Below are 26,336 nucleotides of genomic sequence, written 5' to 3'. Positions count from 1 at the left end.
TATCTTCTAGATAGTCCCTCTATACGGTGCCGGATCGGTGATGCCGACCTCGGCAAAGCCGCGCAGGCGCAGCAGGCAGGCGTCACATCTACCACAGGCGGCGTCCGCATCCGGATCGTAGCAACTGTGCGTCATCGAGTAATCAACCCCCAGAGACAGGCCGGTCCTGATGATTTCGGCCTTGCTCATGGTCATCAGCGGCGCGCGAATCTGGAAATGGTCGCCGGCGGTGCTGCCCGCTTTGGTGCCGAGATTGGCCATGACCGTGAAGGCTTCGAGAAATTCCGGGCGGCAGTCGGGATAGCCGGAGTAGTCGACGGCGTTGACGCCGATAAAAATCTCCGCCGCCCCGATCACCTCCGCCCAGGCAAGCGCGTGGGCAAGCATGATCGTGTTGCGGGCCGGCACGTAGGTGACCGGAATGTCGGTGCATCTCTCCAGGTCGCGGTCTTTGGGGACAGCTATGTTGTCGGTTAACGCCGAACCGCCGATCAGGCCGAGATCGAGCTGCAGGATCAGGTGGCGCCGGGCGTTGAAGTGCTCGGCTATGCGGGCCGCGCGCTGCAGCTCGATGGCTTGTTTCTGGCCGTAACGAAAACTCAGGCAGTAGCAATCGTAGCCCTGTGCCGACGCGATGGCGAGTACCGTGGTCGAGTCGAGGCCGCCGCTGAGCAGGATGACCGCCCGGGGTGATAGTGGTCTATTTTCCATGGTGGTTCTGTCGTTCTCGCTTGTTGTTCAAGATGACCGGCAGGGAACGGACGATGTCGATCGATTCGGGCGTAACGGCGGCTTGATAGGCAAGCATCTCGACGCCCTGCCGACTGACGGTGGCCAGGGTGTCAGCGTAGTGCGGATCGATTGCCGCCGCCGGGGCGAAGCGGTCCGCATCCCGGCGCTGTACCAGCCAGATAATGACGCCGCGTCGGCCTTCCTGAACCAGCCGCGCCAGTTCCAGCAAGTGCTTGGTGCCGCGGGCGGTGATCGCATCGGGGAACAGGGCGCAGCCGCTGTCGACATAGGTGCAGTTTTTTACCTCGATAAAGATCTGCTGGTCGCCGCTCTCCACCAGCAGATCGAGACGGCAGTCGGGGGAGGTCTTGACTTCCCTGACTAGTGAGTCAACCGGCCACAGCTCTTCAATCACCCCGTTTTTCAGCCCTTCGGCGACAATACCGTTGGTGCGCGCGGTGTTGATGCCCACCCAGACGTTGCCGTTGTGGACCATTTCCAGCGTCTGCGGATATTTCCTTGTCGGGTTGTCCGAGGTTGAATAGTAAACCGGGCTGCCGGGTGCCGAGCAGGTCTTCATCGACCCGGAGTTCGGACAGTGAACGGTGAGTTCCGTGTCGTTGGGGAGACGGATATCGGCAAGGAAGCGTTTGTAGCGGCGAATCAGGGTCGCCGGTTTCAGTGGGACCGGGAAATACATGATTCTGACTGGAATTTTCTGATCACTGGTGCTATTAATGAGATGAGTTGCCAGCTCGGTTACGGCCGATGCGGCGACATTTCGGTTTCACTTTTCTTGCCATCGTCCCCGTGGTTTTCGTCGGTTGCGACCGATCGACAAACGGCAGAGGCCGGGGATGATGCCGTCCTTTTTTATACCAGCAAAGGAGGAGCGTTCCCATGAAATTAGGAATAAATGGTCTCGGCCGTATCGGAAAGCTATCGTTATGGACGCATGTCTCCCGGAAACAGCTCTCGGAAATCGTCGTCAACATCGGCCGCGATGTCGGTAGCAGCCTCGACGATCTGGCGGCGGCCATCGAGCGTGATTCGACCTACGGGCGGCTCGGGGCCTATCTCCATGGCCATCAGACCGGCCGGGTGATCGAGGAGTTGAGCGAGGAAACCGGTCGGATGCGTATCGACGGTGTGCCGGTCCGCATACTGCGGCGGGACCGCAATCCGCAGGACATCCCCTGGCGAGAAAACGGAGTCAAGCTTGTCGTCGACACTACCGGTGTGTTCAAGGACCCGACCGCCGACGCCGGTGAGGCGAAAGGTGCGCTGCGCGGGCACCTGGAAGCGGGGGCGGCCAAGGTGATCCTGTCGGCGCCGTTCAAGATCAAGGCCAAGGGTCTCGACATGCCGGGTGATGCGATTACTATGGTCATGGGTATCAACGATGACGACTATCAGGCCGCCAGCCACAACGTTATCTCCGCCGCCTCCTGCACGACGACCTGTCTGTCCTATATGATCAAGCCGCTGCTCGAGAAAATCGGTGCGGAAAACCTGATGAGCGCCTCGATGGTGACCGTCCATGCGGCTACTGGGACCCAGCAGGTTCTCGACCGGCTGCCGGGCTCCGGTGCGGCCGATCTGCGGAAAAACCGCTCCATCCTGAACAATATCATCCTGACCACCACCGGTGCCGCCAAGGCGCTCTCCCTGGTCATTCCGGAGATGAAAAACATCGGTTTTATCGCCGAATCGGTGCGAATTCCGACGTCGACGGGCTCGTTGATTATTCTGGTCATCAATATTCAGGACGAACCGGGCAAGCCGACCCAGCGTGATTTCATTAACGGTCTCTACCGCGATTACGCCGCCCATAATCCGTATCTGGAATACAGCGAGCAGCAAAACGTTTCCTCTGACATTATCGGGGTGCCGCGGGCGGCCGCCATCATCGAGAGCACCGAAACCCATACCCGGACCGCTTCCATCTTCGTCAACCTGGCCAAGACCCAGGCCGGGACGGCCGGCGGCAAGGACGCACTGCTTGAGGTCCCGGTTACCCAGGCGGTAATCTACGGTTGGTATGACAACGAGTTGGGCAGTTATACCAATATGCTCGGTGACTTGACCATGAAGGTGGCCGATTCGATTGTCTAAGAAGATCGAACTGAGTGTACTGGCCGCCCATCACCTGGCCTCGATTGCTCTGCTTGAACGGCAGGGTCTCTCGCCCTGGTCGGAACGACAGATCGATGCAGAGCTGGCGGCCGCGAATCAGGTCGGCCTGGTGGCGGCCGAGCGGGGAGCGGTTATCGGCTGGTGCTGCAGCCGGTTTTGCGGGGCCGAGGCCGAGGTGTTGAAGATAACCGTGGCCGGGTCGCATCGTCGCCAGGGGATCGGCGCTCTGCTGTTGGCAGAACTGGAGTGTCGATTGCGCGGCAGCGGGGTGACGACGCTGCTGCTGGAAGTCCGGGCGGCCAATGCTGGCGCCGTTGCCTTTTATCGCCATGAGGGATTTGCGTCGGTCGGCCGCCGACCCCGTTATTACCACGATCCTCAGGACGATGCGCTGCTGATGCGCAAAGCCATTGGACAGGGGAGGGAGACGATATGAAAACAATTCGTGAACTAACATTGCAGGGAAAACGCGTCCTTGTCCGGGTCGATTTCAACGTGCCGATGGACGGCGGTGAAATCACCGACGATATCCGCATGCGCGAGGCCCTGCCGACCTTGCAGTATATCCGGGAACAGCAGGGCCGGTTGATCATCTGTTCCCATCGCGGCCGGCCGAAGGGAAAACGGGTTGAAGATCTGAGCATGGCGCCGATTGGCGCCCACCTGGAGCGGTTGCTTGACGGCCCGGTGGCAATGGCCCCCGACTGTGTCGGTGAAGAAGTCGTCGGCCTGGTTGAGCGATTGGAGCCCGGCGCGGTGCTGATGCTGGAGAACCTGCGGTTTCATGAGCAGGAGACGAAAAACGAGCCGGAATTCTGCGAGCAGCTGGCGGCCTTGGCCGATGTCTATGTCAACGACGCCTTTGCCGTCTCTCACCGAGCACATGCCTCGGTGGTCGGCGTTGCCCAGCGGGTCGCCGAGAGGGCGGCCGGTTTTCTGCTGAGCCGGGAAATCGACTATTTTCAGCAGGCCATGGAACATCCGATCCGGCCGCTGGTCGCCATCATCGGCGGGGCCAAGGTGTCGTCAAAGCTCGGTGTTCTGCAGAACATCCTGCCCCGGGTCGACCGGATGATCATCGGCGGGGCGATGGCCAATACCTTTCTCAAGAGCCGGGGCATTGGCGTCGGCGTCTCGCTGGTCGAAGATGATCTGCTCGATGCGGCCAGAGATTTCATGGCCCAGGCCGAAGCTGCCGGCGTCAACCTCTACCTGCCGGTCGATGTCGTTGCGGCCGAACGGTTCACCGCCGATGCGGCGGTGAAAAACGTCACCTGTCTCGATATCCCGGACAACTGGCTGGCCCTTGATATCGGCCCGGCCACCGTCACCTATTTTGTCGAGGCGCTGGCCGACGCCGGAACCATCGTCTGGAACGGGCCGATGGGGGCCTTCGAAATGGACCCGTTTGCCCGCGGCACCATGGCCCTGGCCCGGGCCATCGCTGCTTCGCCGGCCCTGTCGATTACCGGCGGCGGCGATTCCAACGCGGCGATCAAAAAGGCAGGGGTGGCCGGTGACATCGGTTATATGTCGACCGGTGGCGGTGCTTTCCTGGAAATGATGGAAGGCAAGCAGTTGCCCGGAGTCGCCGTGCTGAGTGAAGATAGCTAAGGAGAGCGCTATGTCGAGAAAACCATTGATAGCCGGAAACTGGAAGATGAACGGCGTCTTGATTGATGCCTGCAACTTGGCCGCCGGTATCGCTGCCGCCTGCCGCGGGGTGAGCGATCGGGACGTGCTGCTGGCACCGCCGTTCACGGTGCTCAGCGAGGTGGCGCACACCATTGGCGATGCACCGATCATCCTGGCCGGGCAGAATGTCTGCTGGGAAGGCAAGGGCGCTTTTACCGGGGAGATATCCCCGGTGATGTTGCGTGATGCGGGAGCGACGGCGACCCTGGTCGGTCACTCGGAGCGGCGACAGATTTTCGGGGAAACCGATGAGCTGATCAACCGTCGCCTGAAGGGCGCCCTGGATTTCGGCCTGCTGGCCATCCTCTGCATTGGAGAAACGCTGTACCAGCGGGAAAAGTCCCAGACGTTTGCCGTCCTGGAGGAGCAGATCAGAAAAGGGCTGGCGGACATCGCTGCGGATCGGATGGGCCGGGTTGCCATTGCCTATGAGCCGGTCTGGGCGATCGGTACCGGCAAGACGGCCTCCAACGACCAGGCCCAGGAAGCGCACGCCTTTATCCGCACGTTGCTGGCCGATCTGTTCGAAAAAGATATTGCCGCGCAAACGAGAATATTGTATGGTGGCTCGGTCAAACCGACCACTATTGATGAACTGATGGCGCAGCCCGATATCGACGGCGCCCTGGTCGGCGGAGCCGCCTTGGACGTTGACACGTTCGGGCGGATTATTCATTTTACGAGTAGTTAATCAGATGGAAACCTTGCTGATAATCGTTCACGTCGTCGTCTGCCTGTTTTTGATCGGCATCGTGCTGCTGCAGCACGGTAAAGGCGCAGACATCGGTGCCACCTTCGGCGGTTCGAGCCAGTCGCTGTTCGGCACCGAAGGCCCGCTGCCGCTTCTCAATAAGATTACCACCCTTTCGGCGGTCATCTTCATGGTTACTTCGGTCGCCTTGGCCTATATTTCCTCGCAGAACAGCACCGGCTCGGTGATGAGCGGTGCGGTTCTGGAGAAACCGGCAGTCGAGACCACCGCCGAGCAGGAAGCGCAACTGGCTATACCCGAAGGTTCGGAAACGGCACCGGCCGCCGCCGAACCGCAGGCGGCACAGCCGGAGCAACAGGGGGAGACGCCGGCCCAGTAAGAGATCATTGTTGCCGAAGTGGTGGAATTGGTAGACACGCTATCTTGAGGGGGTAGTGACCCACGGTCGTGCGAGTTCGAGTCTCGCCTTCGGCACCAAATTCAACAAAAAGCCCTGTAACCATTTTCGGTTACAGGGCTTTTTGTTTTGCTGAGGACGAAATTGCTACGCAACGTGCAACGTCGGGAAATCATTGATTGCAGTTTGTCGAGTCGGCCGTGATTACTGCTGTAGCGCCCGTTCCGCCCGCTCCTGCAGGGACCGGATGCGATGTGTCAGCTGGCTATCGTTGCCGGCCAGGCTGGCGGCTTTCAGGCAGAACTGGACGGTCTGCCGGTGGTTGCCCTGCTGGGCGGTGGTGCGGGCCAGGGCGTACCAGTAGCGGGGGTTGCGCGGTTCGATGCGCAGGGCCCGTTGCAACAGCATCTCCGCTGCCTGATAGTTGCCGGCCTGCAGGGCGGTTTCAGCCTCGGCATAGAGAGGGGCGGCAGGTCCGGCAACCGGTGGTGCCGGAGTCGGCGCCGGTACTGGGGCCGGTTTCGGTGGTGGCGGTGGTGCGGGAATCGTGCGAATCTCGGGTCCCCGAGGCGGTACGGAGGGCGGTTGTTCGGGATAGTGCGTCACGCAGGCGGTCAGCGGCAGCAGGAGAGCACCAATGAGGAGAAAGCGGGTGGTTGTCGGTAATGAGGACATGGCGGTTTCCATCGGTTGGGCAAGAGGTGCCTGGTCAGCGCAAAAGATCGTTGAGTGAATCGAAGAGTCCTTTGATTGTCCGGTCGATGGTTTCGCCGACCGGCGTGCGGTTATTTTCCGGTATCGGGCCGCTGCCGGCGATAAACGGCAGGGTCATGGTGTCGTTGTCGAACCACGGCGCCTGGCGCAGCGTCTGCCGGTTGATCCGCAGCCATTCGATGGACGATGGCGCGACCGGTTCCAACGGCGCTGTCGGTATCGATTCCATGATGTGCTGCCAGACGCGCATCGCGCCGGCCGACCCGGTAATTCCAGCCGGGGTGTTGTCGTCATTGCCGAGCCAGACCACGGCCAGGTGGTCGCCGGTGAAACCGGCGAACCAGCTGTCACGCAGGCCGTCTGTGGTGCCGGTCTTACCGGCGATGCCGTAATCGCGCAGACGGGGCGAACGCAGCAGGGCGGCGCCGGTGCCCTCTCTGACGACCCGCTGCAAGGCGTGCGTCAGCAGGAAGGTTATCTCCGGCGAGATCCGCTGTTCAATCGAAACTCCATACCGGGTGAGTAGGTGGTGGTCGGCCGTCATAACGCTGTCGATAGCCCGCAACGTTGTGGAAAAACCGCCGGCACCGATGGTCTGGTAGAGTGTGCAGACATCCAGCGGGGTCATCTCGACAGCACCGAGGAGCAGCGAGGGTAACGGTTGCAACGATTCCTGGTAGCCGAGTGCGTCAATGGCCTCGATGACGCGCTCCAGTCCGAGGTCGAGACCGAGGCGAACCGTGGCCAGGTTATAGGAGTTGGCCAGTGCGGTGACGAGCGGGACCCGGCCGTGTTCCAGGTGGTCGTAGTTTTTGGGTTGCCATTGGTCGGCGGAGCCGGGGTTGACGGTGATCGTCGCGTCGAGCAGCGGGCTGGCCAGGGTATAGCCATGATTCAGGGCGGCCAGATAAATTGCCGGCTTGATCAACGAGCCGATCGGGCGCCGGGCCTGCAGGGCGCGGTTGAAACCGTGCCTGGCCGGCACCTTCCCGCCGGCCAGGGCCAGTACTTCGCCGGTTTCCCGGGTGGTGACGACGACGGCTCCTTCAAGCGCGTCATCTTCTTTCGTGCTCAGGTCATCGATGGTGCGCTGCAGGTTTTCTTCCACCTGCAACTGGACATGCGGGTCCAGGGTGGTCAGGATCTGCAGACCGTCGCCGGTCAGGTCTTCTTCCCGGTAGTCCTCGGCCAGTTGTTGGCGAACCAGACCGAGAAATGCGGGGAACCGGTTCAATCCGCTTCTCTGCAGATCGACGTCGGTCAACGGCTGGGCCAGAGAGCGTTCCATGTGTTCCGTGTCGATCAGGTCGTGGTCGGCCATGGCGGTGAGCACCAGGTCCCGTCGTTGCCGACAGCGATCGATATGCCGATAGGGGTCATAGTAGGACGGCCCTTTGATCATGCCGACCAGCGTGGCAATCTGGTCGGGCCGCAGGTCGTCGAGCGTTCGCTTGAAATAATAGGTGCTTGCCAGGGCAAATCCGTGAATGGCCCGGTTGCCGTCCTGGCCGAGGAAGATTTCGTTGGCATAGGCGGTCAGAATTTCGTCTTTCGGGTAGCGGCGTTCCAGCAGCACCGCCATGATCGCCTCACGGGCCTTGCGAAGCAGGGAGCGTTCACGATCAAGGAAGAGGTTTTTCACCAGCTGCTGTGTCAGGGTGCTGCCGCCCTGAACGATCTCGCCGGCCGTGATGTTGGCGACCAATGCCCTGGCGATGGCCAGCGGCGAGACGCCGTGATGGTCGTAGAAGGAGCGATCCTCGATGAGCAGCAGGGTCTCCACCAGCAGATCAGGCAGTGATTCGCGATCGACGACGATCCGATCCTCATGGACACGCGGGTGAAAACTGCCGATCCGCATCGGATCCAGGCGAGCCGACAACACCGGCTGGGAAGTGGCGGCATCGTTCAGTGCGGCGATCTGATCGCCGGCAAACGTGATGACCAGCCGGTGCGAGGGTTCCTGGCCATCAGGAAAGTGAAAACTGCGACTGGTCAACTCGATGGTGTTGTCGGTACGGGTGTAACTGCCGGCGCCTTCCGGCCGGTTTTCACGGCGATAGCCGCCAAGGAGCAGTTCGCTTTCGAGCATCTTCGGGGACAGCTGCAAACTCGGATAGAGTTCAAGTGGCCGGGCGTAGACGATTGCCGGCAGGGACCAGCGCTTGTTCTCGAAGCGGTTCCGGATCTCCTCGTCCAGTATGCGCAGATAGCTCACTGCCCCAACGGTCAGCAGCAGGGCTATCGCGAGGGTCAGCAGCATGAAGAGGCGTGATTTTGATAAGCGAAACATGGATAGCAATATAATCCGATTGCGCTGGCCTCGCCCGCAAATATGATTTTTATTAGCCCACATGACAAGACGTCACAACGAACAATTTAAATCGGCGTCATCGCGGAGGGCTGGCCGGTCCTACCTCCGGCTGCTGCGCTGCGGCCTGATCGGCTGGCCTGCGGGGCCGGCAGACAGGCCAGCCATGGCCTGACCGCCGAGCCTTCACGATGCAGTCTCCGGCAGGACCAGCCAACCCGAGGGGACTCTTGTCAAAAATACAAAATGTGGGTTAAGCTTTGTTGTCGGCGAACGTTTGATAAAACCGAGCGACTGGAAAATTTTTGAAAGTTGATTATCGTATCGCAGGGACTCACGGCAGGCAGGCTGTCTATCAGGTGATCGGCAGGGAAAAAGACGTGCCGGTTGCCATTGCAACGAGGATGTGAACATGGAAGAAAAGTGGCTGGCGGTGCTTGATCCGCTGGCGGAATTGAATCCGGAAACGGATACGACGCTGGCGATTATCGAGACCGCTCGTAGGCGCGGCATTGTCGTTGCCACCACTACCATTGAAGAGCTGTTTTTCGATGGTGCGGCGATGGCCTGGACGCTTGGCGCCGATGGCCGTCGTGAGCGGACCGCGCTTGACGATCACACCTTGGTTCTGATGCGCAAAGAGCCGCCGTATGACCTGGCCTTCCATTATGCCACCCAGTTGCTTTCGCTGACCAGTGCCGCTGTCGTCAACGAGCCGTCGGCGCTGCGCGATTTCAATGAAAAGCTGATCGCCCTCCGATTTGCCGAGTATATGCCACCGACAATGGTAGCCAGCGACCCCTCGCTGCTGGCAGAGTTTGTCGCCGGCCACGGCGCCTGCGTGCTCAAGGCGCTGGACAGTTTCCAAGGCCGATCGGTGGAACGGATCGAGACGCCAGATAATGATCGGTTGCGGCTGTTTACCGGAGACGGCAAGTATCCGGCCATGGTGCAGAGCTTCCTCGAAGATGTCTACGACGGCGATAAACGAGTCCTGCTGCTCGGTGATCAATTCCTCGGCGCGGCGCTGCGCCGGCCGCGGCAGGGATTTCATGCCAGTTTTGCCCGCAGCGAGGCCATTTCTTGCGGGCTGTCGCAGACGGAGCAACAGATTGTCGACAGGGTCGGTCCCTGGTTGGTCGACCACGGCATCCATTTCGCCGGCCTCGATTTTATCGGTGAGCGGCTCACCGAGATCAACATCACCTGTCCGACCGGTATCAAGCAGATAGGCCGGCTCGATCGCCGCGATCTCGCCGCCGAGATCGTCGATTACCTGAGCGTGCTCAGCGCACGTGCACGTGCCGACTCATGAGTGTGCCGGCTCTGGAGATCAGCGACCTACGCAAGACCTATCGTGGCGGGGTCGAGGCGATCAGCGGCATTTCGCTCCAGGTCCGTGAAGGGGAGTTCTTCGGCCTACTCGGACCGAACGGCGCCGGCAAGACGACAACCATCGGTGTCATAACCTCACTGGTCTTCAAGACGTCCGGCACCGTCAGGATTTTCGGTATCGATATCGATCGTGATTTTTCGGCGGCCAAGCGGCTGATCGGCCTGGTGCCCCAAGAGATGAATTTCTCGATCTTCGAGAAGGTGCAGGACATTGTCTGTCAGCAGGCCGGCTATTACGGTATCCCGCGGCGGCGGGCGGCCGACCGGGCTGAACACTACCTCTGTCAGCTGGGACTCTGGGAAAAACGGAACGTGCAGGCTCGAGAGTTGTCGGGTGGCATGAAGCGACGGCTGATGATCGCCCGGGGGCTGGTCCACGACCCGAAGTTGCTGATTCTCGACGAACCGACGGCCGGAGTCGATGTCGAGTTGCGCCGCGGTATGTGGGAATTTCTGGAGGACCTGAATCGGGAAGGACGGACCATCATCCTGACCACCCATTACCTGGAGGAAGCGGAGCAGCTCTGCAATCGTATCGGCATTATCGCTGGCGGTCGGCTGATTTCCCATACCGATAAGCGGGAGTTGCTGAAGAAACTGGATCGGCAGACATTTATCCTGGACCTCAACGGCCCGGTCGGCGAGGTCGAACCGTTTGACGCCAACCGGTTCACCATTGTCGATGAGTCGACCCTGGAGGTGACTTTGTCGCGGGACCACTCGCTCAACGATCTGTTCGCCCATCTCGACCGGCAGGGACTGATTGTTGCTTCCATGCGTCCCAAGGCCAACCGGCTCGAGGAAATTTTCGTGGGGATGACGCAATGATCGGTGAACAGCTCATATCCCTGGCCAGCATCGCCCGGCGGGAAACGACTCGTATTTTCCGCATCTGGGTTCAGACTCTGGTACCGCCGGTGGTGACCGCCACCCTCTATTTTCTGATCTTTGGTACGTTCATCGGCTCCCAGCTCGGCGATGTCCACGGCTACGATTACATGTCTTTCATCGCGCCAGGTCTGATCATGATGTCGATTATTACCAATTCGTATACCAATGCCGTGTCGAGTTTTTTCAGCAGCAAGTTTCAACGCAATATCGAAGAATTGCTGGTCAGCCCGACACCGGACTGGGTGATCGTGCTCGGCTATGTTTCCGGCGCAATGGTCCGCGGCCTCAGTGTCGGCGTGCTGGTGACGGCGGTCGGCCTCGGTTTTTCCCGAATAGTGCCGCACAACCTGTTTTTCATCCTGGCCTTTGCCGTGCTGACCAGTTTCGTCTTCGCACTGGCCGGACTGATCAATGGAATCTTTGCCAAAAAGTTCGACGATATCTCGATCATTCCGACCTTTGTCATTACGCCGCTGACGTATCTCGGCGGCGTTTTTTATTCAATCTCTCTGCTGCCCGATTTCTGGCGGGTGCTCTCCCGGGCCAACCCGATCATTTACATGATCGACGGCTTTCGCTACGGTTTTCTCGGTGTTGCTGACATCGGGGTTTGGACCGGGCTCTCGATGCTGCTCCTGATCGGGACGCTGCTCTTTGCTGCCAATCTGTATTTACTGAGCAGAGGGACGGGGGTGCGCAGCTGACGGCGGCGCGGGGAACTGCAGAAAAGGAGAAACAATGCTGGAACTCTATGTCCGTGACGGCTGTCCGTTTTGTCGCAAGGTGCTCGATGCAGCCCGTGAGCTGGGTCTGAAGGAAGGAGAGGATTACCGGGTGATCGACGCGGCTCCTAATACCCCGGGCCGGCAGACGGTCCTGGAGATCGGCGGCAAGGCCATGGTGCCGTTTCTGATCGACGGTGACCGTTCTATGTATGAAAGCGACGATATTGTCGACTACTTGCGGCAACAAACACACCGATAATCGGCCGAATCATGCCGCGGCAACCGCTGTTGCGGGGACGCGATGTCCTCCTGGCCGATCAGACGGAGACGCCGATCAGCGCGAGAAACTGTTCTTCGGTCAGGACGGTTTTTCCCATTTCTTCAGCTTTACGCAACTTGGAGCCGGCCTTTTCACCGGCGACCACGTGAGTGACCGTCTTGGTGACTGTCGAGGCAATCTGGCCGCCGCGATCTTTTACCAGTTGTTTGGCCTCATCCCGTGAGAGTTTCTCCAGGCCGCCGGTAAACACGAAGACCAGGTCGGCAAGCGCCATCTCTTCGTGATCGCGCTCTGCCGCTGCCGGATGGACGCCCCGGTCGGCGAGGAGTTTGAGCATCTCACCGACTTGCTCGGTGGTGAAGTAGGCGATCAGACTGTCGGCCGCCTGTTCGCCGATCCCGTCGATGTCCAGTAGTTCATCCTTTGTCGCCCGGCGCAGGTCGTCGAGCGACGGGAAGTGTCTTTCCAGCAGTGCGGCGTTGATCTCGCCGATATAACGGATGCCGAGTGCCGCGAGAAACCGTGAGAGCGGCGGGTGTTTCGCCGCCTCGACGGCCGCCAGCACCTTGTCGGCTGACTTTTCTCCCCAGCCGGGCAGTTGCCGGAGCGCTTCACGGTCGAGGGTGTAGAGATCGACGATCGAGTCCAGTAGCCCTGCCTGATGCAGTTGTTGAATGGATTTTTTCCCCAGACCCTCGATATCGAGACCGGCCTTGGAGCAGTAATGAACCAGGCTGCGCAGACGTTGGGCCGGGCAGAGCGAGTTGATGCAGCGGGTGATCGACTCTCCGCCCGGTCTGACCAGTTCGGCGCCGCAGGCCGGGCAGTGGGTTGGCATGATCACCGGGGTCTCGCTGCCGACCCGCAGGTCGGGAACCGACTTGATCACTTCCGGTATTACGTCTCCTGCCCGCTGTACCAGTACCATGTCGTCGATGCGCAGGTCCTTGCGCCGCAGTTCATCCTCGTTATGCAATGTGGCCCGGCTGACGGTAGCGCCATCGATGGTCACCGGCTCCAGAATCGCCACCGGAGTCACCGCCCCGGTCCGACCGACCTGGAATTGAACATTGAGCAGCCTGGTGCTCGCCTGGGTCGCCGCGAATTTGTAGGCGATGGCCCAGCGTGGTGCCCGCGATTTGCTGCCGAGCCGCTGTTGCAATGCGAATTCATCGATCTTGACGACCATGCCGTCGATCTCGAAAGCCAGATCGTGGCGGCCACCGTTGAGCTGCCGATAATGGGCGATGACCGCCTCGATATCGCGGCAGAAGACCGCCTGACGGCTGACCGGGAACCCGGCCCGGCGCAGGTAGTCCAGCAATTCGGTCTGTCTGCGGCAACCGGTCGGGGCGGGATCGGCCACCCCGTAGGCGAAAAAGCGCAGCGGCCGCTGCGCGGTAATCGATGGATCGAGTTGGCGCAGGGAGCCGGCGGCGGCGTTGCGAGGATTGGCAAACGGCGACAGGCCACGGGTCAATTGCCGCTCGTTGAGCCGGGCCAGGCCGTCTTTTTCCATGTAAACCTCGCCGCGGACCTCGAGCAGTGCTGGTTTGACCTGCAGCAGATGGAGCGGAATCGAGGCGACGGTGCGCAGCTGGGCGGTAATCTCCTCGCCGACGCTGCCGTCGCCCCGGGTCGAACCGAGGACCAGCCTGCCGTCTTCGTAGACCAGTTCAACGGCCAGTCCGTCGAGTTTGGGTTCGGCGGAATAACCGGAGTCGATCGGCCGGTTGAGAAAACGTTCGAGCCGTTCGGCAAAAGAGCGGAGATCGTCTTCGGAAAAGGCGTTTTCCAGGCTGAGCATCGGCAGCCGGTGACGGACTTGGAAAAACTGCTCCAGCGGCTGCCCGCCGACCCGCATGGTCGGTGAGTCGGGGTCGGCCAGTTCGGGATAGGCCGCTTCCAGATCGATGAGTTCCTGGAAAAGTCGATCGTATTCTCCGTCGGAGATGATCGGGTCATCGAGTACGTAGTAGCGGTAGGCGTGTGCGTCGATCGCCTCGCGCAATTCCCGGGCGCGTCGGGCGGCCTGCTCCATGTCCGATCAGCCGTTGCTCAGCAATGTGCCGGCCTTGGCGATATTGTCGCGCTCGACCTCGTCGATAAAGATCAGGACCGCTTCCGGCGGTTTGCCCGCCTCCCTGCAGATCACGTCGGTGACGCCTTTGCTGATTTTCTCTTTTTGTTCTTTGGTAAGTGTCCCGGCGACGCGGATATTGACATAGGGCATGACGGCTCTCCTCGATGAAGGTTTTTGGTTGCCTGCAGATATCTTTTACGTCTATGCTGCAAACCGTTACTATAGCAAATGAGGGTACGACACAACCAGTGGAAAATAGCTTGAGCGATTGAGGGTGTCATGCATATCTTGGTTACCGGCGGGGCCGGTTATATCGGCAGTCACACCTGCCTGGAACTGCTTGCCGCGGGCTATCGGGTGACGGTGATCGACAGCCTGGTCAACGCCAAAGAAGAGGCGATCAGGCGCGTCGAGCAGCTGGCCGGGCAGTCGGTCCGCCTGGCCGTGGTCGATCTGCGAGACCGTGACGGCGTGCGGCAACTCCTGGCCGACAGCCCCGAGCCTGTCGACAGCGTCATTCATTTTGCCGGACTCAAGGCGGTCGGGGAATCGGTGGAAAAACCGCTGCTCTACTATCAGAACAACCTGACTTCCACCCTGACCCTGTGCGAGGTGATGCTCGAATTCGGTATTCGGCGGCTGATTTTCAGCTCGTCGGCCACGGTCTACGGCGACCCCGCTACGGTACCGATCACCGAGGACTTCCCGCTGTCATGCACCAACCCGTATGGCCGCACCAAGCTGATGATCGAGGACATCCTGCGCGACATCAACCGAGCCGAGCCGACGTTCCAGGTCGCTCTGCTGCGCTATTTCAACCCGGTGGGCGCCCATCACAGCGGGCAGATCGGCGAAGATCCGGCCGGTCTGCCGAATAACCTGACGCCCTATATCACCAAAGTGCTGATCGGCGAGCTGGCTGAACTCCAGGTATTCGGCAACGACTACCCGACTCCTGACGGCACCGGGGTGCGCGATTACATCCATGTGATCGATCTGGCCCGGGGGCATGTCAAGGCGCTCACTAAACTGCAGGAAAACCCGGGCCTGGTGACCTATAATCTCGGCACTGGCCGCGGCTATTCGGTGCTCGACGTTATCAGGGCCTATGAAGAGGTCAGCGGTAAAACGGTTTCATACCGTATCGCCCCCCGTCGTCCCGGCGATATCGCCGCCTGCTGGGCCGACCCGTCCAAGGCCGCCCGTGAACTCGGCTGGCAAGCTCAACTCGGACTCAAAGAGATGTGCCGGGACAGCTGGAACTGGCAGCTGAAGAACCCGACCGGCTATTGACCGCCATCTCCCGCCTGACCAACTCGCACAGGGCGTTTCTCCTCCATCGCTCACCGGTCTTCCATTCGTTGTTGACTTTGTTGTCGCTGACATTTCCTCGCAGCTTATCTGTTGTTTGCAAATGAAACGTTTGCACAATGATTTCTGGCGCCTGTAGGTGTCCATATCAGAAAATGTGAAAGTTTCGTTAAAATCTGCTTGAATTATCCTTTTTGCACGGTTATTTTCCCCGGCTGGTAAGTATTGTTGCAACATTTGCACAAAGAGACCAATTATGTCTTCTACAATGATTTTTGGCTGTGGCAACCTCCTGATGGGAGACGACGGTTTCGGGCCGGCGGTTGTTGCCGCCCTGAACGATGGCGGTGACCTGCCGGATAATGTGGAAGCCGTCGATGCGATGACCGGTATCAGGGAGTATTTGTTCGACTATCTGCTCACTGAGGAAGGGCGGCCGGAGCACATTATCATCCTCGACGCTGTCGATTTTCCGGATCGGCAGCCCGGCGACGTTTTTTTAATCGACTCCCGGTCGATCCCGGCCAAGAAGATCCACGATTTCTCCTTGCATCAATTCCCCACCGTCAACCTCCTGCATGAACTTGAAGAACACACCGGCATCACGGTCACGATTGTGGCCGCCCAGGCCGAATATATTCCCGCTGAGATAGAACCGGGACTGTCGCCGACGATGACTGGTGCCGTTGTTAAAACATGTGAGATGCTCAAACGAATTCTATTAAACCAGCTCAATGAGGTGACCCTAGATGATGTATGAATTCAGAGTCAGCGAAATGGCGGAGGAGTTCGGTGTTCATCGTAACACCATCAGGAACTGGATTAATTCCGGGACCCTCCGCGCCAAGGAGGGCCCCGGCCGCAAGTATCTGATGAAGTTCGAGGACTACCAGACCCTGTGCGCCAAGTTTGGTCGTAAGCCGCAAATCAAGCCGACCAGCAACGTCGACGAGGAGAAGATCCAAAAATACGAGAGGCGTCGGAAACAACTGGAGCCCCTCGATATCGGGTATGCTGAAAAGGCGGTGTATGCCGATGCCCAATGGGCTGATATCTGCCTCACCTGTGGCAGCTGTGCCAGCGCCTGTCCGATCGCCGGTGTTGACGGGCTCGATCCACGAAAGCTCGTTCGCATGGCGGTACTTGGTCTGGAAAAGGAACTGCTGGACAGTAACTGGCCGTGGAAATGCACCATGTGCGGCAAGTGTGAAAACGTCTGTCCGGCAGGCGTGCAGATCCTATCCTTGATCAGGCGACTGCGCTCCATGCGCGATCGCAATCTCGTTCCCGGCCCGATCCACAAAGGTGTGGCTACCTGTTTGGAGCGCGGCAACAACCTTGGTATCCCGAAGGATGACTTTCTTTTTCTCTTGGAGGAGTTGGGAGAGGAACTGGACGAAGAGGGCTTGACCGGCTTCAAGACGCCTATCGATGTGGTCGGGGCCCGGGTCATGGTCACCGTCAACTCCAAAGAACCCTTCGCCGAGCCGGACGACATGAAGTATTGGTGGCGCATTTTCCATGCCGCCGGCGAATCCTGGACCATTCCGGCGGAAAACTGGGAGGGGGTCAACTGGGGGCTCTTTTCCGGCGACGACGAGGCGATGAAGACCGTTGTCGGTCGGATCGTCGACAATATGAGGCGCCTCAAATGCGAGGTGCTCCTGCTCCCCGAGTGAGGCCACGCCTACTTTGCAACCCGGTCCGGGTTGAACAAATGGTTTCCGGAAGCACTGAAAGAATTCAAGATCATGTCGGTCTTCGATCTGCTGCTTGAATATATCAACGAGGGCAAGATCAAGCTCGACAACAGCAAACACCCGATGCGGGCGACTTATCACGATCCCTGCAATTACGGGCGAAAATCCGAGAAGGCCTTCGGCAAGGCGTATTACGAGGAAGGCCGCATCATCACCAAGCTCTGTTGTCCCGACTTCAAGGATATGGAGCCCAATCGCGAATCCAACTACTGCTGCGGTGCCGGCGGCGGCGCCTGGGCCATGCCGTTTGCCCCGGAACGGGTCTTCTACGGCCGCATCAAGGCGCGCCAGATCCGAGAGACGGAGGCGCACCTGGTTATTGCACCGTGCCATAACTGCCGCGACCAGCTGCTCAAGTCGCTCAATAACGAGTACGATCTCGGCATCGAGGTCAAGTACCTGTGGGAACTGGTTGCCGATTCCCTGGTCCAGCCGGGCGAGGGAGCCGAGGCTGCTGAGCAGTCCTCTGAAACCGAGGCGCAGTAGACGGCTACAAGTGATCTGGCCGTTCGCGAGAAATTGATTTAACACGCATGTGGCGGTCCATTACCTAGGGCACACATGCACTTTCTGAAAAGGAGACATCTATCATGCTGGACACGCAAAAAGTCGGCTCGGTGATGATCGTCGGTGGCGGAATCACCGGTATGCAGGCAGCACTGGATCTTGCCGATTCCGGTTACTACGTCTACCTGGTGGAACGATCCGGCGCCATCGGCGGCGCCATGGCCCAATTGGACAAGACCTTCCCGACCAACGACTGTTCGATGTGAATTATCGCGCCAAAACTGGTTGAGTGCGGTCGGCACTTAAATATCAAGTTGATGACGCTCAGTGAACTCGCCGGTATTTCAGGCGATGTCGGTGACTTTCAGGTTACGGTGAAAGAACATCCACGCTACGTGGATATGGACAAGTGTATCGCCTGCGGCGAATGTGCGGCGAAATGTCCGAAGAAGGTGGACAGCGAGTATGATGCGGCTACCGGCAAACGCAAAGCAATCTATGTAAAATATGCCCAGGCGGTGCCGCTGAAGTACCAGATCGATGCCGACAACTGTATCCGCTTCAAGAAAGCCGGCGCCTGCGGTTTCTGTGAGAAGGTTTGTCCGGCCGGGGCGATAAATTTCGACGATACCGAGAAGATCCATCAGATCAATGTCGGTGCCGTCATCCTGTCACCGGGTTTCGAGAGTTTTGATCCGTCGGCAGCCGGTGTCTGGGGCTATGGCCGATATCCCAATGTGGTCACTGCGATGCAGTTCGAGCGGTACCTGTCTGCCTCCGGGCCGACCGAAGGGCATCTGGTCAGGCCGTCGGACGGCAAAGAGATCACCAAGGTCGCATTTTTGCAATGCGTCGGCAGTCGCGATGAGAATAAATGCGGGAATGCCTATTGTTCGTCGGTCTGCTGCATGTATGCCATCAAGGAAGCGGTGATGGCGAAAGATCACGTGCCGGGACTGCGTACCTCCATCTTTATGATGGACATGCGGACCCATGGCAAGGATTTCGATCGCTATTACCAGCGGGCTAAAGATGAATCGGGTGTCCGTTTTGTCCGCTGCCGGGTACATGGGGTTGAGCCGGAAGGCGAAAGCGGCGATCTGCGACTCCACTACATCAACGAGGAAGGACGGCAGGTCGAGGAGTATTTCGATCTGGTGGTACTCTCCGTGGGCCTGCAGATCCCTGATCATATCAAAGCACTTGCCGATCTGACCGGGGTTAGACTGACCAACGACCGGTTTGCCGCAACTTCTGATTTTTCGCCGGTTTCGACCTCGAAAAAGGGGATTTTCACCTGCGGCGCCTTTGCCGGGCCGAAGGATATCCCGCAGTCGGTGATGGAAGGTTCGGCGGCGGCTGCGGCAGTTGCCGACGTACTTGCTCCGGCTCGCGGACAGCTGAGTCAGGAAAAGACGTTCCCACAGGAACGGGACGTGGTAAACGAGGAAGAGAAGATCGGTGTTTTCGTCTGTCATTGCGGCTCCAATATAGCCGGAGTCGTCGATGTCGAGGCGGTTGCCGACTATGCCCAGACCCTGCCTGGCGTGGTTCATACCGAACGCAACCTGTTCAGTTGCTCCCAGGACACCCAGGAGCAGATGGTGCAGACCATCAAGTCCAAGGGACTCAACCGGGTGGTGGTCGCCGCCTGTACGCCACGGACCCACGAACCGTTGTTCCGGGAGACTCTGAAGGCTGCCGGCTTGAACGAGTACCTGGTGGAAATGGCCAACATCAGGAATCAGAATTCCTGGGTCCACTCCGCCGACCCCAAGTCCGCTACCGCCAAGGCCAAGGACCTGGTGCGGATGGCCGTTGCCAAGGTCGCACGGCAGATCTCCCTGCAGCCAATCTCGGTGCCGATTATCCAGAAAGGGCTGGTCATCGGCGGCGGTATCGCCGGGATGGCGGCGGCCCTGAACATGGCCGAACAGGGCTTCGAGGTACATCTGGTAGAGAAGACAGAATCCCTCGGCGGTAACGCCGTCTATCTCGGGCACACCTGGTCCGGCGAGTCGATCCAGGATCGGGCCAAAAAACTGATTGACCAGGTCCAGAAGAACGAGCGGATCATCATCCATAAAGGATTTGAAGTTCGCCAGGCGGAGGGATTCGTCGGCAATTTCTCGACGACCATCGCCACCCGCGACGGTCTGACCAAGACCATCGAGCACGGTGTCGGTGTTGTGGCCACCGGCGGTCGCGCTCTGCGGCCCAAGGAATACGGCTATGGCAGGATCCCGAACGTGCTCACCGCGCTCGAGTTTGACCGGCTCTTCAAGCTCAAGGAGCAGCACGCGGTCAAGGCCAAGACCGTGGTTTTCATCCAGTGCGTCGGATCACGTGAGGGTGACCGGATGTACTGCTCCAAGGTCTGCTGCACCCATTCCGTGCAGTCGGCCATCGATCTCAAGCAGGAAGATGCCTCGCGAATGGTCTACATTCTCTATCGCGACATGCGGACCTATGGTCAGCGGGAAACGCTCTACAAAAAGGCACGTGAACTCGGCGTTATCTTCATCAATTACGAGACGCACGGCAAGCCGACGGTAGAGGTGGAGCATAAGCAGGTCAATGTCGGCGTCTGGGATCACGTCCTCCATCGACCGCTCCGCATCAAGGCCGACATGGTCGTGCTCGCCACGGCGATCGTTGCCAATCCCGATGCCGAGAAACTCAACAAGATCTACAAGGTATCGATTGACGGCGACGGTTTTTTCCAGGAAGCTCACGCTAAGTTGCGGCCGGTCGATTTTGCCACCGACGGCCTGTTCGTTGCCGGCCTGGCCCATTACCCGAAACCCGTCGAGGAATCGGTGGCCCAGGCCCTGGCCGCTTCCGGCCGGGCGGCTACCCTGCTGTCACGCTCGGCGGTCAGCCTCGATGCGGTGAAGGCCGAGCCCGATCTGCGCTATTGCGACGGCTGTGCCCTGTGCATCGATGTCTGCCCGTATCACGCCATCGAGTTGGTGGAAGTTGAAGCGGATGAAGCTGGACAGCCGCACCGGTATATCAAGGTAAACAAGGCACAGTGCAAGGGGTGCGGTCTCTGCCAGGGCACCTGTCCGAAGCGCGGCGTTGTCGTCCAGGGCTTTACCATGGAGCAGATCAGCAGTCAGATCGAGGCAGCGCTTGCCATCTGATCGGCCGGTTGAACAGATACATGCACGACTATCTCAAAGGAGTAGCGCAATGAGTTTTGAACCGAAAATCATAGCATTCTGCTGCAACTGGTGCTCCTATGCAGCGGCTGATCTCGCCGGCACCGCCAGGATGCAGTATCCGGCCAATGTCCGGATCATCAGGGTCATGTGTTCGGGCATGGTCCATCCAGAATTCATCACCAAGGCCCTCGGACAGGGGGCCGACGGGGTGATGGTGCTCGGCTGACACCTCGGTGAATGTCATTACCTGGATGGTAATTATAAAACGATGGCCCGAGCCGATATGATCACAGAAATTCTTGACGACTGTGGGTACGAGCCCGAACGGTTTTCGATTACGTGGGTATCTTCGGCTGAACCCGACAAGTTCGTCAAGGCGGTCACTGAGATGACGGCCCGGGTCAGAAAGCTGGGGCCCGTCAACACAGATGCTCAGGCAGCGTAAGGGAGGATACGATGGGTGTTACAACTGCTTTGGAATGGCTGAGCTCGTGTTCAGGGTGTGAGATTGCCGTCCTGAACATCGGCGAGGCTTTGGTCCCGCTGCTCACCGAGCATCTCGATATCGTGCATGCCCCGGTGATCATGGATCATAAATATTACGGGCAATGCGGTGACGAAGGGGAGCATCTTCAGATTCCCGAGGCCGTCGTCGGTATCGTCACCGGCGGAGTGGCCAACGAGGAGCATCTCGAGGTACTCGAAGAGATGCGCAAAAAATGCAAAATCCTGATTGCCCTTGGTTCCTGCGCCACGCAGGGCGGCATTCCCGCCCTGATGAACGGTCAGGACAGCGGTGAGAGTTTCGATGCTATTTATCGCACCTCGTCCACCGACCCCGGCGCATCGCGGCCGGACCAAAGTGTACCGAAACTGCTCGAGCGAACCTACGCCTTGGACGAAAAAGTCAAGATCGACCTGCAGCTACCGGGCTGTCCGCCGAACCCGGCGCATATCGCCGAGGTGATCATCTCGCTGCTCGAGAACCGTGAACCGGTGTTGCCCACCAAGAGCGTCTGCGACACCTGCCCGACGCGTCGGGAAGGCAAGGGCAGCGTCAGTAAGGTGAAGCGCTACGTGGAAAATGTCGAGTTTGACCCGGACAAGCCGATCAGTGAAATGCGCTGTCTGCTCGAGCAGGGTTTCATGTGCATGGGCCCGGTGACTGCCGCCGGCTGTGCCAAATACGGCGCGCCGAGTTGCATTGAGGCCCGGGTGCCGTGCCGCGGCTGTTTCGGACCGGTTCGTCCGGACGGTAATCAATTGCTCGACATGATGAATGCGCTGGCCAGCAATGGCATAGACACTAAATCGGTGGTCGACCGTCGTTCCATTCTGCGCTTCAGCGGCGCTCATGGGAATCTGCGTCCGAAGAAAAAGGCTGCCGTGAAGGAGGAAGCATAACATGGGTAAGGTACTAAATATTCAGCCTGTTACCCGCATCGAGGGACATGCCCGAATTGCCGTTCATCTCGACGATGCCGGTAACGTCGAAAACGCCTATATGAGCTTGATGTCCCTGCGCGGGTTTGAAAAATTCATCGAGGGACGGCCGGCCGAAGAAGTGCCGCGCATCGTCAACCGGATCTGCGGCATTTGCCCATGGATGCATCACACAGCCGGCAACAAGGCGGTTGACGGCTGCTTCGGCGTCACCCCGACGGAGACCGGCCAGAAATTGCGTGAACTGTTGCAGGTAATGGCCCATATCAATGACAAGATCCTGCATTTCTTTTTCCTGGCCGCTCCGGATTTCGTGCTTGGCCCGGATGCCGATTATTCGGTGCGCAATGTCATCGGCGTGGTCAAGGCGGCGCCGGAACTGGCCACCCAGGTCGTCAAGATGCGTCAACTCGGGCAGATGATGATCGACCGGTTCGCCGGCAAGGCGATTCACCCGGTTGCCGCCGTGGTCGGCGGTTTTTCCAAGCCCCTGCCGGAAGCTGAGCGGCAGGCGATGCTCAGGGATACCCGGACGCTGCTCGATTTTTCGCTCTATGCACTTGATTTTGCGAAAAACAACGTGTTCAGCAAATATCTTGGCGCAATCAACCAGCTGGGCGTTATCACCACCGGCTTTCTCGGTACCGTCGATCCGGCAGACGGTTCTCTGCGGCTCTTTGACGGTCGTCAGCGGCTGATGAAAGCTGACGGCAGCTACGTCGATTTCGACGGTGCGGACTATCTCGATTATCTCGGTGAACATGTGGAGCCCTGGGGCTATGGCAAGATGCCCTATGCCCGCTCCTGGAACGAAGGCTTTTCACTCGATCTCGACGCCCCGAAAGGCATCTATCGCGCCAACACCCTGGCCAGGATCAATGTCTGCGACAAGATCTCCACGCCGCATGCCCAGGCCGCGCTCGAGGAGTTCCGGGCCGCCTTCGGGCGGCCGGCTCAGGCGACGTTGCTCTATCACTATGCCCGACTGATCGAGTTGATCTATGCCTGCGAGCGAACCATGGAACTGCTCAACTGGGACGGCATCACCGATACCGACGTCCGGGCCAAGGTGGAGCCCAAGGCTGGCCGCGGGGTCGGCATCGTCGAGGCGCCGCGCGGCACCCTGATCCATGATTACCATACCGATGCCGACGGTTGTATCGCGTCGGCCAATCTGATCGTCGGCACGACGCACAATATCGGCCCGATGAACATGAGCGTCAAGCAAGCGGCGACCTCGCTGATCAAAGATGGTCATTACGACCAGGGCATCCTGAACAAGGTGGAGATGGCCGTCAGGGCCTACGACCCGTGAATGTCCTGTGCCACCCACCGCCTGGATGGCGGTATTCCGATGGCCCTGGACATCGTCGATGCCAACGGCAACTTGGTTGAAACGTTGAAAAACTGAGCGAGAACGAGGATTAACCACATCCGGCAACCGGTCTCCTCACCGGTTGCCGGATGTGCTTGACGGAACAGTCTATTTTCGTTATCAAACATCATGACGAAGCTCATTCGTCATAGGGAACGGCTTCGTATCCCCCCATCAAGGAGCGTTGAGATGCCAGAGCAAGAACAGAAAACCGGACGGATTCAGGTTCGAGCTGAAAATCCCAGCGGTGCCTGCGGCAATATCGATCACATGACGATCGATGAACTCAAGGCACGAGCAGTCGGCGATAATTTTGACGGCAGCTGTCCCGCCTGCGGTATGTTTCATCTGACCCGGGCCGATATAGAGGCCGTCGAAGCGGAAAAGATCAGCGATACCGATTATTATGCCGACATTGTCAACGAGGCGGAACAGCACTGATCGACCGGAGTGACGACAAGATACCATGCCGGTCCCGGTTTCGGCAAGGAGCCGAATAACCGGCGGCGGGCAGTGAGATCATCGCGGAGATGAATAGTCGAGACGAACAGAGCGAATTACATATTCCCGCAGACCTGGTTCAGGAACTGCAGGCGGAGATGGATCGCCCCCTGCGGGTGATGGTGGTCTGCGGCACGCAAAACCGGACGTTGCTGAAATACGGACTCGACGAGGTTCTGCCGGACAAACTCGATGTCGTCTCCGGCCCCGGTTGTTCGGTATGCGTCATGCCGGCCGGGCACATCGATGCCTTCATCAAGATCGGTGTGCAGCCCGATGTGGTCACCGCCACCTGCGAGGACCTGCTCAGGGTCAGCGGCAGCAGGGAATCACTGGAGTCGATCAAGCGCAAAGGAGCTCAGGTTGAGGTGGTCGATTCGCCGATGGAGGCGCTCGACCTGGCCAGAAAATTTCCGTCGAAAATTGTCGTCTTTACCGCCGTCGGCTTTGAAGGAGCGGCGCCGGACGTGGCGGAAACCATCCTTGAGGCCGCGTCCGAGGGAGTCGGTAATTTTTGTGTGATTCCCTCCATCCGCCTGCTCCCGCCGTCGCTGGCCAACCTGTTGCGCGATCCGGAGCTGAACATCCGCGGGCTGTTGTTTTCCACCCATATCGAATCGATTACCGACAGCAATGCCTATTCAGACCTGGCCCGGCAGCATCATCTTGCCTGTGCCGTGGCCGGTTTCGGGACAAGGGAGATCCTCCGGGGGCTTATATCAATTGTCAGGCAAGTCAAGTCCGGCACGCCGATCAATGAAAATCCGTTTGCCGGCATCACCCCCAGTGAAGAGACTGCCCGGGTGCAGAAGATGCTGTCGGAAGTGTTTTTTGCCGTGGAGACGGATTGGCGCGGTCTGGGAAGTATTGAGGGCAGCGGGTTCGTGATTCGCGATGAATTGTCACTGTATGATGCGGTTAAGCGGTTCAACATTCATTTTCAAAAGGGGCAGGAGCAGATTCAATGCCAATGTGCGGAAATAATTTCCGGACGGAGCACGCCGAATGAGTGTCCGGCATTTGGTATTTCCTGTACCTCGCAACATCCGATCGGGCCCTGCATGGTCGCCCAGGAAGGGATCTGCGCCTCTTATTTTCGGTATACCTTCGGCAGAATCTGACAGATGGCCGATACTGCAATAGTATCGGATGCGATGGCGACGCCCGCAACTCTCCAATGAGGTGATCCGTCTCGAATCGACCTTTTGTTCCCCTCGCTCAACTGGAACCTGCTAGAACCGCGATGTTGAGTTAAATCAAGGTGCCGAGTGACTTCGTGGGATTCGGGTTAATTCGCCTTGTTGCGGAAATCATCCTCGACTTCCGGTTCATGGCGCATGACGAATTCGGTCCAGGTCCACGGGCTGTTCTCTATCTGGGCACCGATGACCTTGTGGGATCCGTCGTCTTCTTCCCAGATCGGCCGAGCCAGCAGTTTGAAATGGGTACCCGGTCCGTCGACGATGATCGAGTAGATATCGGCCGACCGATCCAGTCGCTTCGGAACATCGGTTATCGACAGGCCGAAACGCGAGATGTCGTTGACCACGCCGCTGAAGAATCCCTTCCCGTCGGAGATGTCAGCCTCGAGATTGGACATGACCATGCGCGGGTGTTTACGTTTTTCCATAACCTCACCTGAAGAGTATGCCCTGAGGGCCTTTTGAAGTCAGGCTGGGCAGGTACACCCCTTTGTCACCTCTTTCGAAAAGAGATCACAGCCCTGTCTCCCATTATACGCATGGATTCGCGGAAGTCAATCGAGCCTGCCGCCACGGTCGTCAGAGCAGGAGCTGCGAGCGGCACGGGTATGCGGCTATGATTTTTCGGGAAACAACACGTATGAAGCGACGATGAAGACGCTGATGATCGCCAGAATATCGAAAAAATTTCCGAGACCGCAGGGATTTCTTTTCCGTTTTCCGTCCGGCTGGATCGGCGCTTCCTGCGACCCGGGGGGACGAGTGTCGACGAGAGGAGGGTGGTTAAGATATTCGCCGATCCCGAAAAAGAGCACGGCAAAACCGGCGGCGCGCATGATCCTGCCGCTTGCCTGAAGAGATGAAAAAAAACTCAGGCTGATCAAGACGATGCCGGAAAGAGCGAGGAAAAGAAACGACATCGTAAGCAGGTTGATCGGTGACGATTTCATACTTGATCTTATCATCTGGGTTTCTTCCCGGCAAGAAGTCCGCATCTTT

At 58.9% G+C, this 26,336-nt stretch carries 26 protein-coding genes and 1 tRNA gene; 19 read left to right on the top strand and 8 right to left on the bottom strand.

Annotated features, from left to right (window positions below):
- Positions 1 to 6 precede the first annotated feature (6 nt).
- Both queC and sfsA read right to left on the bottom strand, forming a co-directional pair.
- Positions 7 to 711 carry a 7-cyano-7-deazaguanine synthase QueC gene (gene queC / locus BUC26_RS01480; protein ID WP_073373050.1) on the bottom strand — a complete coding sequence of 235 codons (705 nt, stop codon included), beginning with the start codon at positions 709 to 711 and terminating at the stop codon, positions 7 to 9.
- Positions 701 to 1,432: a DNA/RNA nuclease SfsA gene (gene sfsA / locus BUC26_RS01475; protein ID WP_073373049.1), complete on the bottom strand. Its 732-nt coding sequence runs from the start codon at positions 1,430 to 1,432 to the stop codon at positions 701 to 703. Before sfsA ends, queC begins: the two co-directional genes overlap by 11 nt.
- 200 nt (positions 1,433 to 1,632) lie before the next feature.
- On the opposite strand from sfsA, the gene BUC26_RS01470 reads away from it, so the two are divergent.
- From BUC26_RS01470 to BUC26_RS01445, 6 genes are all read left to right on the top strand, one after another.
- Complete coding sequence (locus BUC26_RS01470; protein WP_073373048.1) at positions 1,633 to 2,847, top strand: type I glyceraldehyde-3-phosphate dehydrogenase; 1,215 nt, start codon at positions 1,633 to 1,635, stop codon at positions 2,845 to 2,847.
- On the top strand, positions 2,840 to 3,304 hold the full coding sequence (gene rimI, locus BUC26_RS01465) for a ribosomal protein S18-alanine N-acetyltransferase (RefSeq protein WP_161949785.1): 465 nt from the start codon (positions 2,840 to 2,842) through the stop codon (positions 3,302 to 3,304). Before BUC26_RS01470 ends, rimI begins: the two co-directional genes overlap by 8 nt.
- Positions 3,301 to 4,482, top strand: coding sequence for a phosphoglycerate kinase (locus tag BUC26_RS01460; protein ID WP_073373047.1), 1,182 nt, complete (start codon positions 3,301 to 3,303; stop codon positions 4,480 to 4,482). The genes rimI and BUC26_RS01460 overlap by 4 nt, the downstream gene beginning before the upstream one ends.
- Before the next feature lie 10 nt (positions 4,483 to 4,492).
- Entirely contained in the window at positions 4,493 to 5,254 is a 762-nt protein-coding gene (gene tpiA / locus BUC26_RS01455) for a triose-phosphate isomerase (protein ID WP_073373046.1), read from the top strand.
- 4 nt (positions 5,255 to 5,258) lie between these two features.
- Entirely contained in the window at positions 5,259 to 5,654 is a 396-nt protein-coding gene (gene secG, locus BUC26_RS01450) for a preprotein translocase subunit SecG (RefSeq protein WP_073373045.1), read from the top strand.
- Between the two features lie 12 nt (positions 5,655 to 5,666).
- Positions 5,667 to 5,752: transfer RNA gene (locus BUC26_RS01445), tRNA-Leu, on the top strand.
- Positions 5,753 to 5,876: 124 nt separating this feature from the next.
- Here BUC26_RS01445 and BUC26_RS01440 read toward each other — a convergent pair.
- Positions 5,877 to 6,347, bottom strand: coding sequence for a tetratricopeptide repeat protein (locus BUC26_RS01440; RefSeq protein ID WP_073373044.1), 471 nt, complete (start codon positions 6,345 to 6,347; stop codon positions 5,877 to 5,879).
- A gap of 34 nt (positions 6,348 to 6,381) precedes the next feature.
- Positions 6,382 to 8,679, bottom strand: a complete 2,298-nt coding sequence (gene mrcB / locus BUC26_RS01435; protein ID WP_161949784.1) for a penicillin-binding protein 1B — start codon at positions 8,677 to 8,679, stop codon at positions 6,382 to 6,384.
- Positions 8,680 to 9,109: 430 nt separating this feature from the next.
- Here mrcB and BUC26_RS01430 point away from each other — a divergent pair, with 430 nt between their 5' ends.
- Genes BUC26_RS01430 through BUC26_RS01415 form a run of 4 tightly spaced genes read left to right on the top strand, consistent with a single transcriptional unit; the run spans position 9,110 to position 11,967 of the window.
- Entirely contained in the window at positions 9,110 to 10,012 is a 903-nt protein-coding gene (locus tag BUC26_RS01430) for an ATP-grasp domain-containing protein (RefSeq protein ID WP_073373043.1), read from the top strand.
- Positions 10,009 to 10,920 carry an ABC transporter ATP-binding protein gene (locus tag BUC26_RS01425; protein ID WP_073373042.1) on the top strand — a complete coding sequence of 304 codons (912 nt, stop codon included), beginning with the start codon at positions 10,009 to 10,011 and terminating at the stop codon, positions 10,918 to 10,920. Before BUC26_RS01430 ends, BUC26_RS01425 begins: the two co-directional genes overlap by 4 nt.
- Complete coding sequence (locus BUC26_RS01420; RefSeq protein ID WP_073373041.1) at positions 10,917 to 11,687, top strand: ABC transporter permease; 771 nt, start codon at positions 10,917 to 10,919, stop codon at positions 11,685 to 11,687. The genes BUC26_RS01425 and BUC26_RS01420 overlap by 4 nt, the downstream gene beginning before the upstream one ends.
- A gap of 37 nt (positions 11,688 to 11,724) precedes the next feature.
- Positions 11,725 to 11,967, top strand: a complete 243-nt coding sequence (locus BUC26_RS01415) for a glutathione S-transferase N-terminal domain-containing protein (protein WP_143165883.1) — start codon at positions 11,725 to 11,727, stop codon at positions 11,965 to 11,967.
- 58 nt (positions 11,968 to 12,025) lie between these two features.
- Here the strand turns inward: BUC26_RS01415 and ligA are convergent, their stop codons facing one another.
- Complete coding sequence (gene ligA, locus BUC26_RS01410) at positions 12,026 to 14,029, bottom strand: NAD-dependent DNA ligase LigA (protein ID WP_073373039.1); 2,004 nt, start codon at positions 14,027 to 14,029, stop codon at positions 12,026 to 12,028.
- Positions 14,030 to 14,035: 6 nt separating this feature from the next.
- Positions 14,036 to 14,221: a tautomerase family protein gene (locus tag BUC26_RS01405; protein ID WP_073373038.1), complete on the bottom strand. Its 186-nt coding sequence runs from the start codon at positions 14,219 to 14,221 to the stop codon at positions 14,036 to 14,038.
- 129 nt (positions 14,222 to 14,350) lie between these two features.
- On the opposite strand from BUC26_RS01405, the gene galE reads away from it, so the two are divergent.
- The 9 genes from galE to hypD all read left to right on the top strand — a co-directional run bounded on the left by galE (position 14,351) and on the right by hypD (position 25,256).
- Complete coding sequence (gene galE, locus BUC26_RS01400; RefSeq protein ID WP_073373037.1) at positions 14,351 to 15,364, top strand: UDP-glucose 4-epimerase GalE; 1,014 nt, start codon at positions 14,351 to 14,353, stop codon at positions 15,362 to 15,364.
- Positions 15,365 to 15,638: 274 nt separating this feature from the next.
- Positions 15,639 to 16,142 carry a hydrogenase maturation protease gene (locus BUC26_RS01395; RefSeq protein WP_073373036.1) on the top strand — a complete coding sequence of 168 codons (504 nt, stop codon included), beginning with the start codon at positions 15,639 to 15,641 and terminating at the stop codon, positions 16,140 to 16,142.
- Positions 16,135 to 17,628, top strand: coding sequence for a (Fe-S)-binding protein (locus BUC26_RS24335; RefSeq protein WP_279626260.1), 1,494 nt, complete (start codon positions 16,135 to 16,137; stop codon positions 17,626 to 17,628). The genes BUC26_RS01395 and BUC26_RS24335 overlap by 8 nt, the downstream gene beginning before the upstream one ends.
- A 104-nt stretch (positions 17,629 to 17,732) precedes the next feature.
- Positions 17,733 to 20,795 carry an FAD-dependent oxidoreductase gene (locus tag BUC26_RS01380; RefSeq protein WP_153307066.1) on the top strand — a complete coding sequence of 1,021 codons (3,063 nt, stop codon included), beginning with the start codon at positions 17,733 to 17,735 and terminating at the stop codon, positions 20,793 to 20,795.
- Positions 20,796 to 20,844: 49 nt separating this feature from the next.
- Positions 20,845 to 21,261, top strand: a complete 417-nt coding sequence (locus BUC26_RS01375) for a hydrogenase iron-sulfur subunit (protein ID WP_153307065.1) — start codon at positions 20,845 to 20,847, stop codon at positions 21,259 to 21,261.
- 11 nt (positions 21,262 to 21,272) lie between these two features.
- A complete protein-coding gene (locus tag BUC26_RS01370; RefSeq protein WP_073373033.1) occupies positions 21,273 to 22,220 on the top strand; it encodes an NADH-quinone oxidoreductase subunit B family protein in 948 nt (315 codons plus the stop codon).
- 1 nt (position 22,221) lies between these two features.
- Positions 22,222 to 23,574 (top strand): Ni/Fe hydrogenase subunit alpha, encoded by a 1,353-nt coding sequence (locus BUC26_RS01365; protein WP_073373032.1) that lies wholly within the window; start codon positions 22,222 to 22,224, stop codon positions 23,572 to 23,574.
- Positions 23,575 to 23,823: 249 nt separating this feature from the next.
- Positions 23,824 to 24,075 carry a hypothetical protein gene (locus BUC26_RS01360; protein ID WP_084540362.1) on the top strand — a complete coding sequence of 84 codons (252 nt, stop codon included), beginning with the start codon at positions 23,824 to 23,826 and terminating at the stop codon, positions 24,073 to 24,075.
- 89 nt (positions 24,076 to 24,164) lie between these two features.
- Positions 24,165 to 25,256, top strand: coding sequence for a hydrogenase formation protein HypD (hypD, locus tag BUC26_RS01355; RefSeq protein ID WP_073373030.1), 1,092 nt, complete (start codon positions 24,165 to 24,167; stop codon positions 25,254 to 25,256).
- 167 nt (positions 25,257 to 25,423) lie between these two features.
- On the opposite strand, the gene BUC26_RS01350 is transcribed toward hypD, so the two are convergent.
- Both BUC26_RS01350 and BUC26_RS22860 read right to left on the bottom strand, forming a co-directional pair.
- Positions 25,424 to 25,765, bottom strand: coding sequence for a PilZ domain-containing protein (locus BUC26_RS01350; protein WP_073373029.1), 342 nt, complete (start codon positions 25,763 to 25,765; stop codon positions 25,424 to 25,426).
- Positions 25,766 to 25,951: 186 nt separating this feature from the next.
- The gene (locus BUC26_RS22860; RefSeq protein ID WP_143165875.1) at positions 25,952 to 26,287 is read right to left on the bottom strand and encodes a hypothetical protein; all 336 of its coding nucleotides are present in this window, start codon (positions 26,285 to 26,287) and stop codon (positions 25,952 to 25,954) included.
- Positions 26,288 to 26,336: the final 49 nt, after the last annotated feature.

Source organism: Desulfofustis glycolicus DSM 9705, from assembly GCF_900130015.1.
GTDB lineage: Bacteria > Desulfobacterota > Desulfobulbia > Desulfobulbales > Desulfocapsaceae > Desulfofustis > Desulfofustis glycolicus.
Note: the sequence above shows the minus strand (reverse complement) of the source record. Positions and strands in the feature narration are given on the sequence as shown.

What these genes read in the sequence shown, in the direction of transcription:
- queC (WP_073373050.1), bottom strand. Translation starts at nt 711, where the DNA reads ATGGAAAATAGACCACTATCACCCCGGGCGGTCATCCTGCTCAGCGGC.
- sfsA (WP_073373049.1), bottom strand. Translation starts at nt 1,432, where the DNA reads ATGTATTTCCCGGTCCCACTGAAACCGGCGACCCTGATTCGCCGCTAC.
- BUC26_RS01470 (WP_073373048.1), top strand. Translation starts at nt 1,633, where the DNA reads ATGAAATTAGGAATAAATGGTCTCGGCCGTATCGGAAAGCTATCGTTA.
- BUC26_RS01460 (WP_073373047.1), top strand. Translation starts at nt 3,301, where the DNA reads ATGAAAACAATTCGTGAACTAACATTGCAGGGAAAACGCGTCCTTGTC.
- tpiA (WP_073373046.1), top strand. Translation starts at nt 4,493, where the DNA reads ATGTCGAGAAAACCATTGATAGCCGGAAACTGGAAGATGAACGGCGTC.
- secG (WP_073373045.1), top strand. Translation starts at nt 5,259, where the DNA reads ATGGAAACCTTGCTGATAATCGTTCACGTCGTCGTCTGCCTGTTTTTG.
- BUC26_RS01440 (WP_073373044.1), bottom strand. Translation starts at nt 6,347, where the DNA reads ATGTCCTCATTACCGACAACCACCCGCTTTCTCCTCATTGGTGCTCTC.
- mrcB (WP_161949784.1), bottom strand. Translation starts at nt 8,679, where the DNA reads ATGTTTCGCTTATCAAAATCACGCCTCTTCATGCTGCTGACCCTCGCG.
- BUC26_RS01430 (WP_073373043.1), top strand. Translation starts at nt 9,110, where the DNA reads ATGGAAGAAAAGTGGCTGGCGGTGCTTGATCCGCTGGCGGAATTGAAT.
- BUC26_RS01425 (WP_073373042.1), top strand. Translation starts at nt 10,009, where the DNA reads ATGAGTGTGCCGGCTCTGGAGATCAGCGACCTACGCAAGACCTATCGT.
- BUC26_RS01420 (WP_073373041.1), top strand. Translation starts at nt 10,917, where the DNA reads ATGATCGGTGAACAGCTCATATCCCTGGCCAGCATCGCCCGGCGGGAA.
- ligA (WP_073373039.1), bottom strand. Translation starts at nt 14,029, where the DNA reads ATGGAGCAGGCCGCCCGACGCGCCCGGGAATTGCGCGAGGCGATCGAC.
- BUC26_RS01405 (WP_073373038.1), bottom strand. Translation starts at nt 14,221, where the DNA reads ATGCCCTATGTCAATATCCGCGTCGCCGGGACACTTACCAAAGAACAA.
- galE (WP_073373037.1), top strand. Translation starts at nt 14,351, where the DNA reads ATGCATATCTTGGTTACCGGCGGGGCCGGTTATATCGGCAGTCACACC.
- BUC26_RS01395 (WP_073373036.1), top strand. Translation starts at nt 15,639, where the DNA reads ATGTCTTCTACAATGATTTTTGGCTGTGGCAACCTCCTGATGGGAGAC.
- BUC26_RS01370 (WP_073373033.1), top strand. Translation starts at nt 21,273, where the DNA reads ATGGGTGTTACAACTGCTTTGGAATGGCTGAGCTCGTGTTCAGGGTGT.
- BUC26_RS01365 (WP_073373032.1), top strand. Translation starts at nt 22,222, where the DNA reads ATGGGTAAGGTACTAAATATTCAGCCTGTTACCCGCATCGAGGGACAT.
- BUC26_RS01360 (WP_084540362.1), top strand. Translation starts at nt 23,824, where the DNA reads ATGCCAGAGCAAGAACAGAAAACCGGACGGATTCAGGTTCGAGCTGAA.
- hypD (WP_073373030.1), top strand. Translation starts at nt 24,165, where the DNA reads ATGAATAGTCGAGACGAACAGAGCGAATTACATATTCCCGCAGACCTG.
- BUC26_RS01350 (WP_073373029.1), bottom strand. Translation starts at nt 25,765, where the DNA reads ATGGAAAAACGTAAACACCCGCGCATGGTCATGTCCAATCTCGAGGCT.
- BUC26_RS22860 (WP_143165875.1), bottom strand. Translation starts at nt 26,287, where the DNA reads ATGAAATCGTCACCGATCAACCTGCTTACGATGTCGTTTCTTTTCCTC.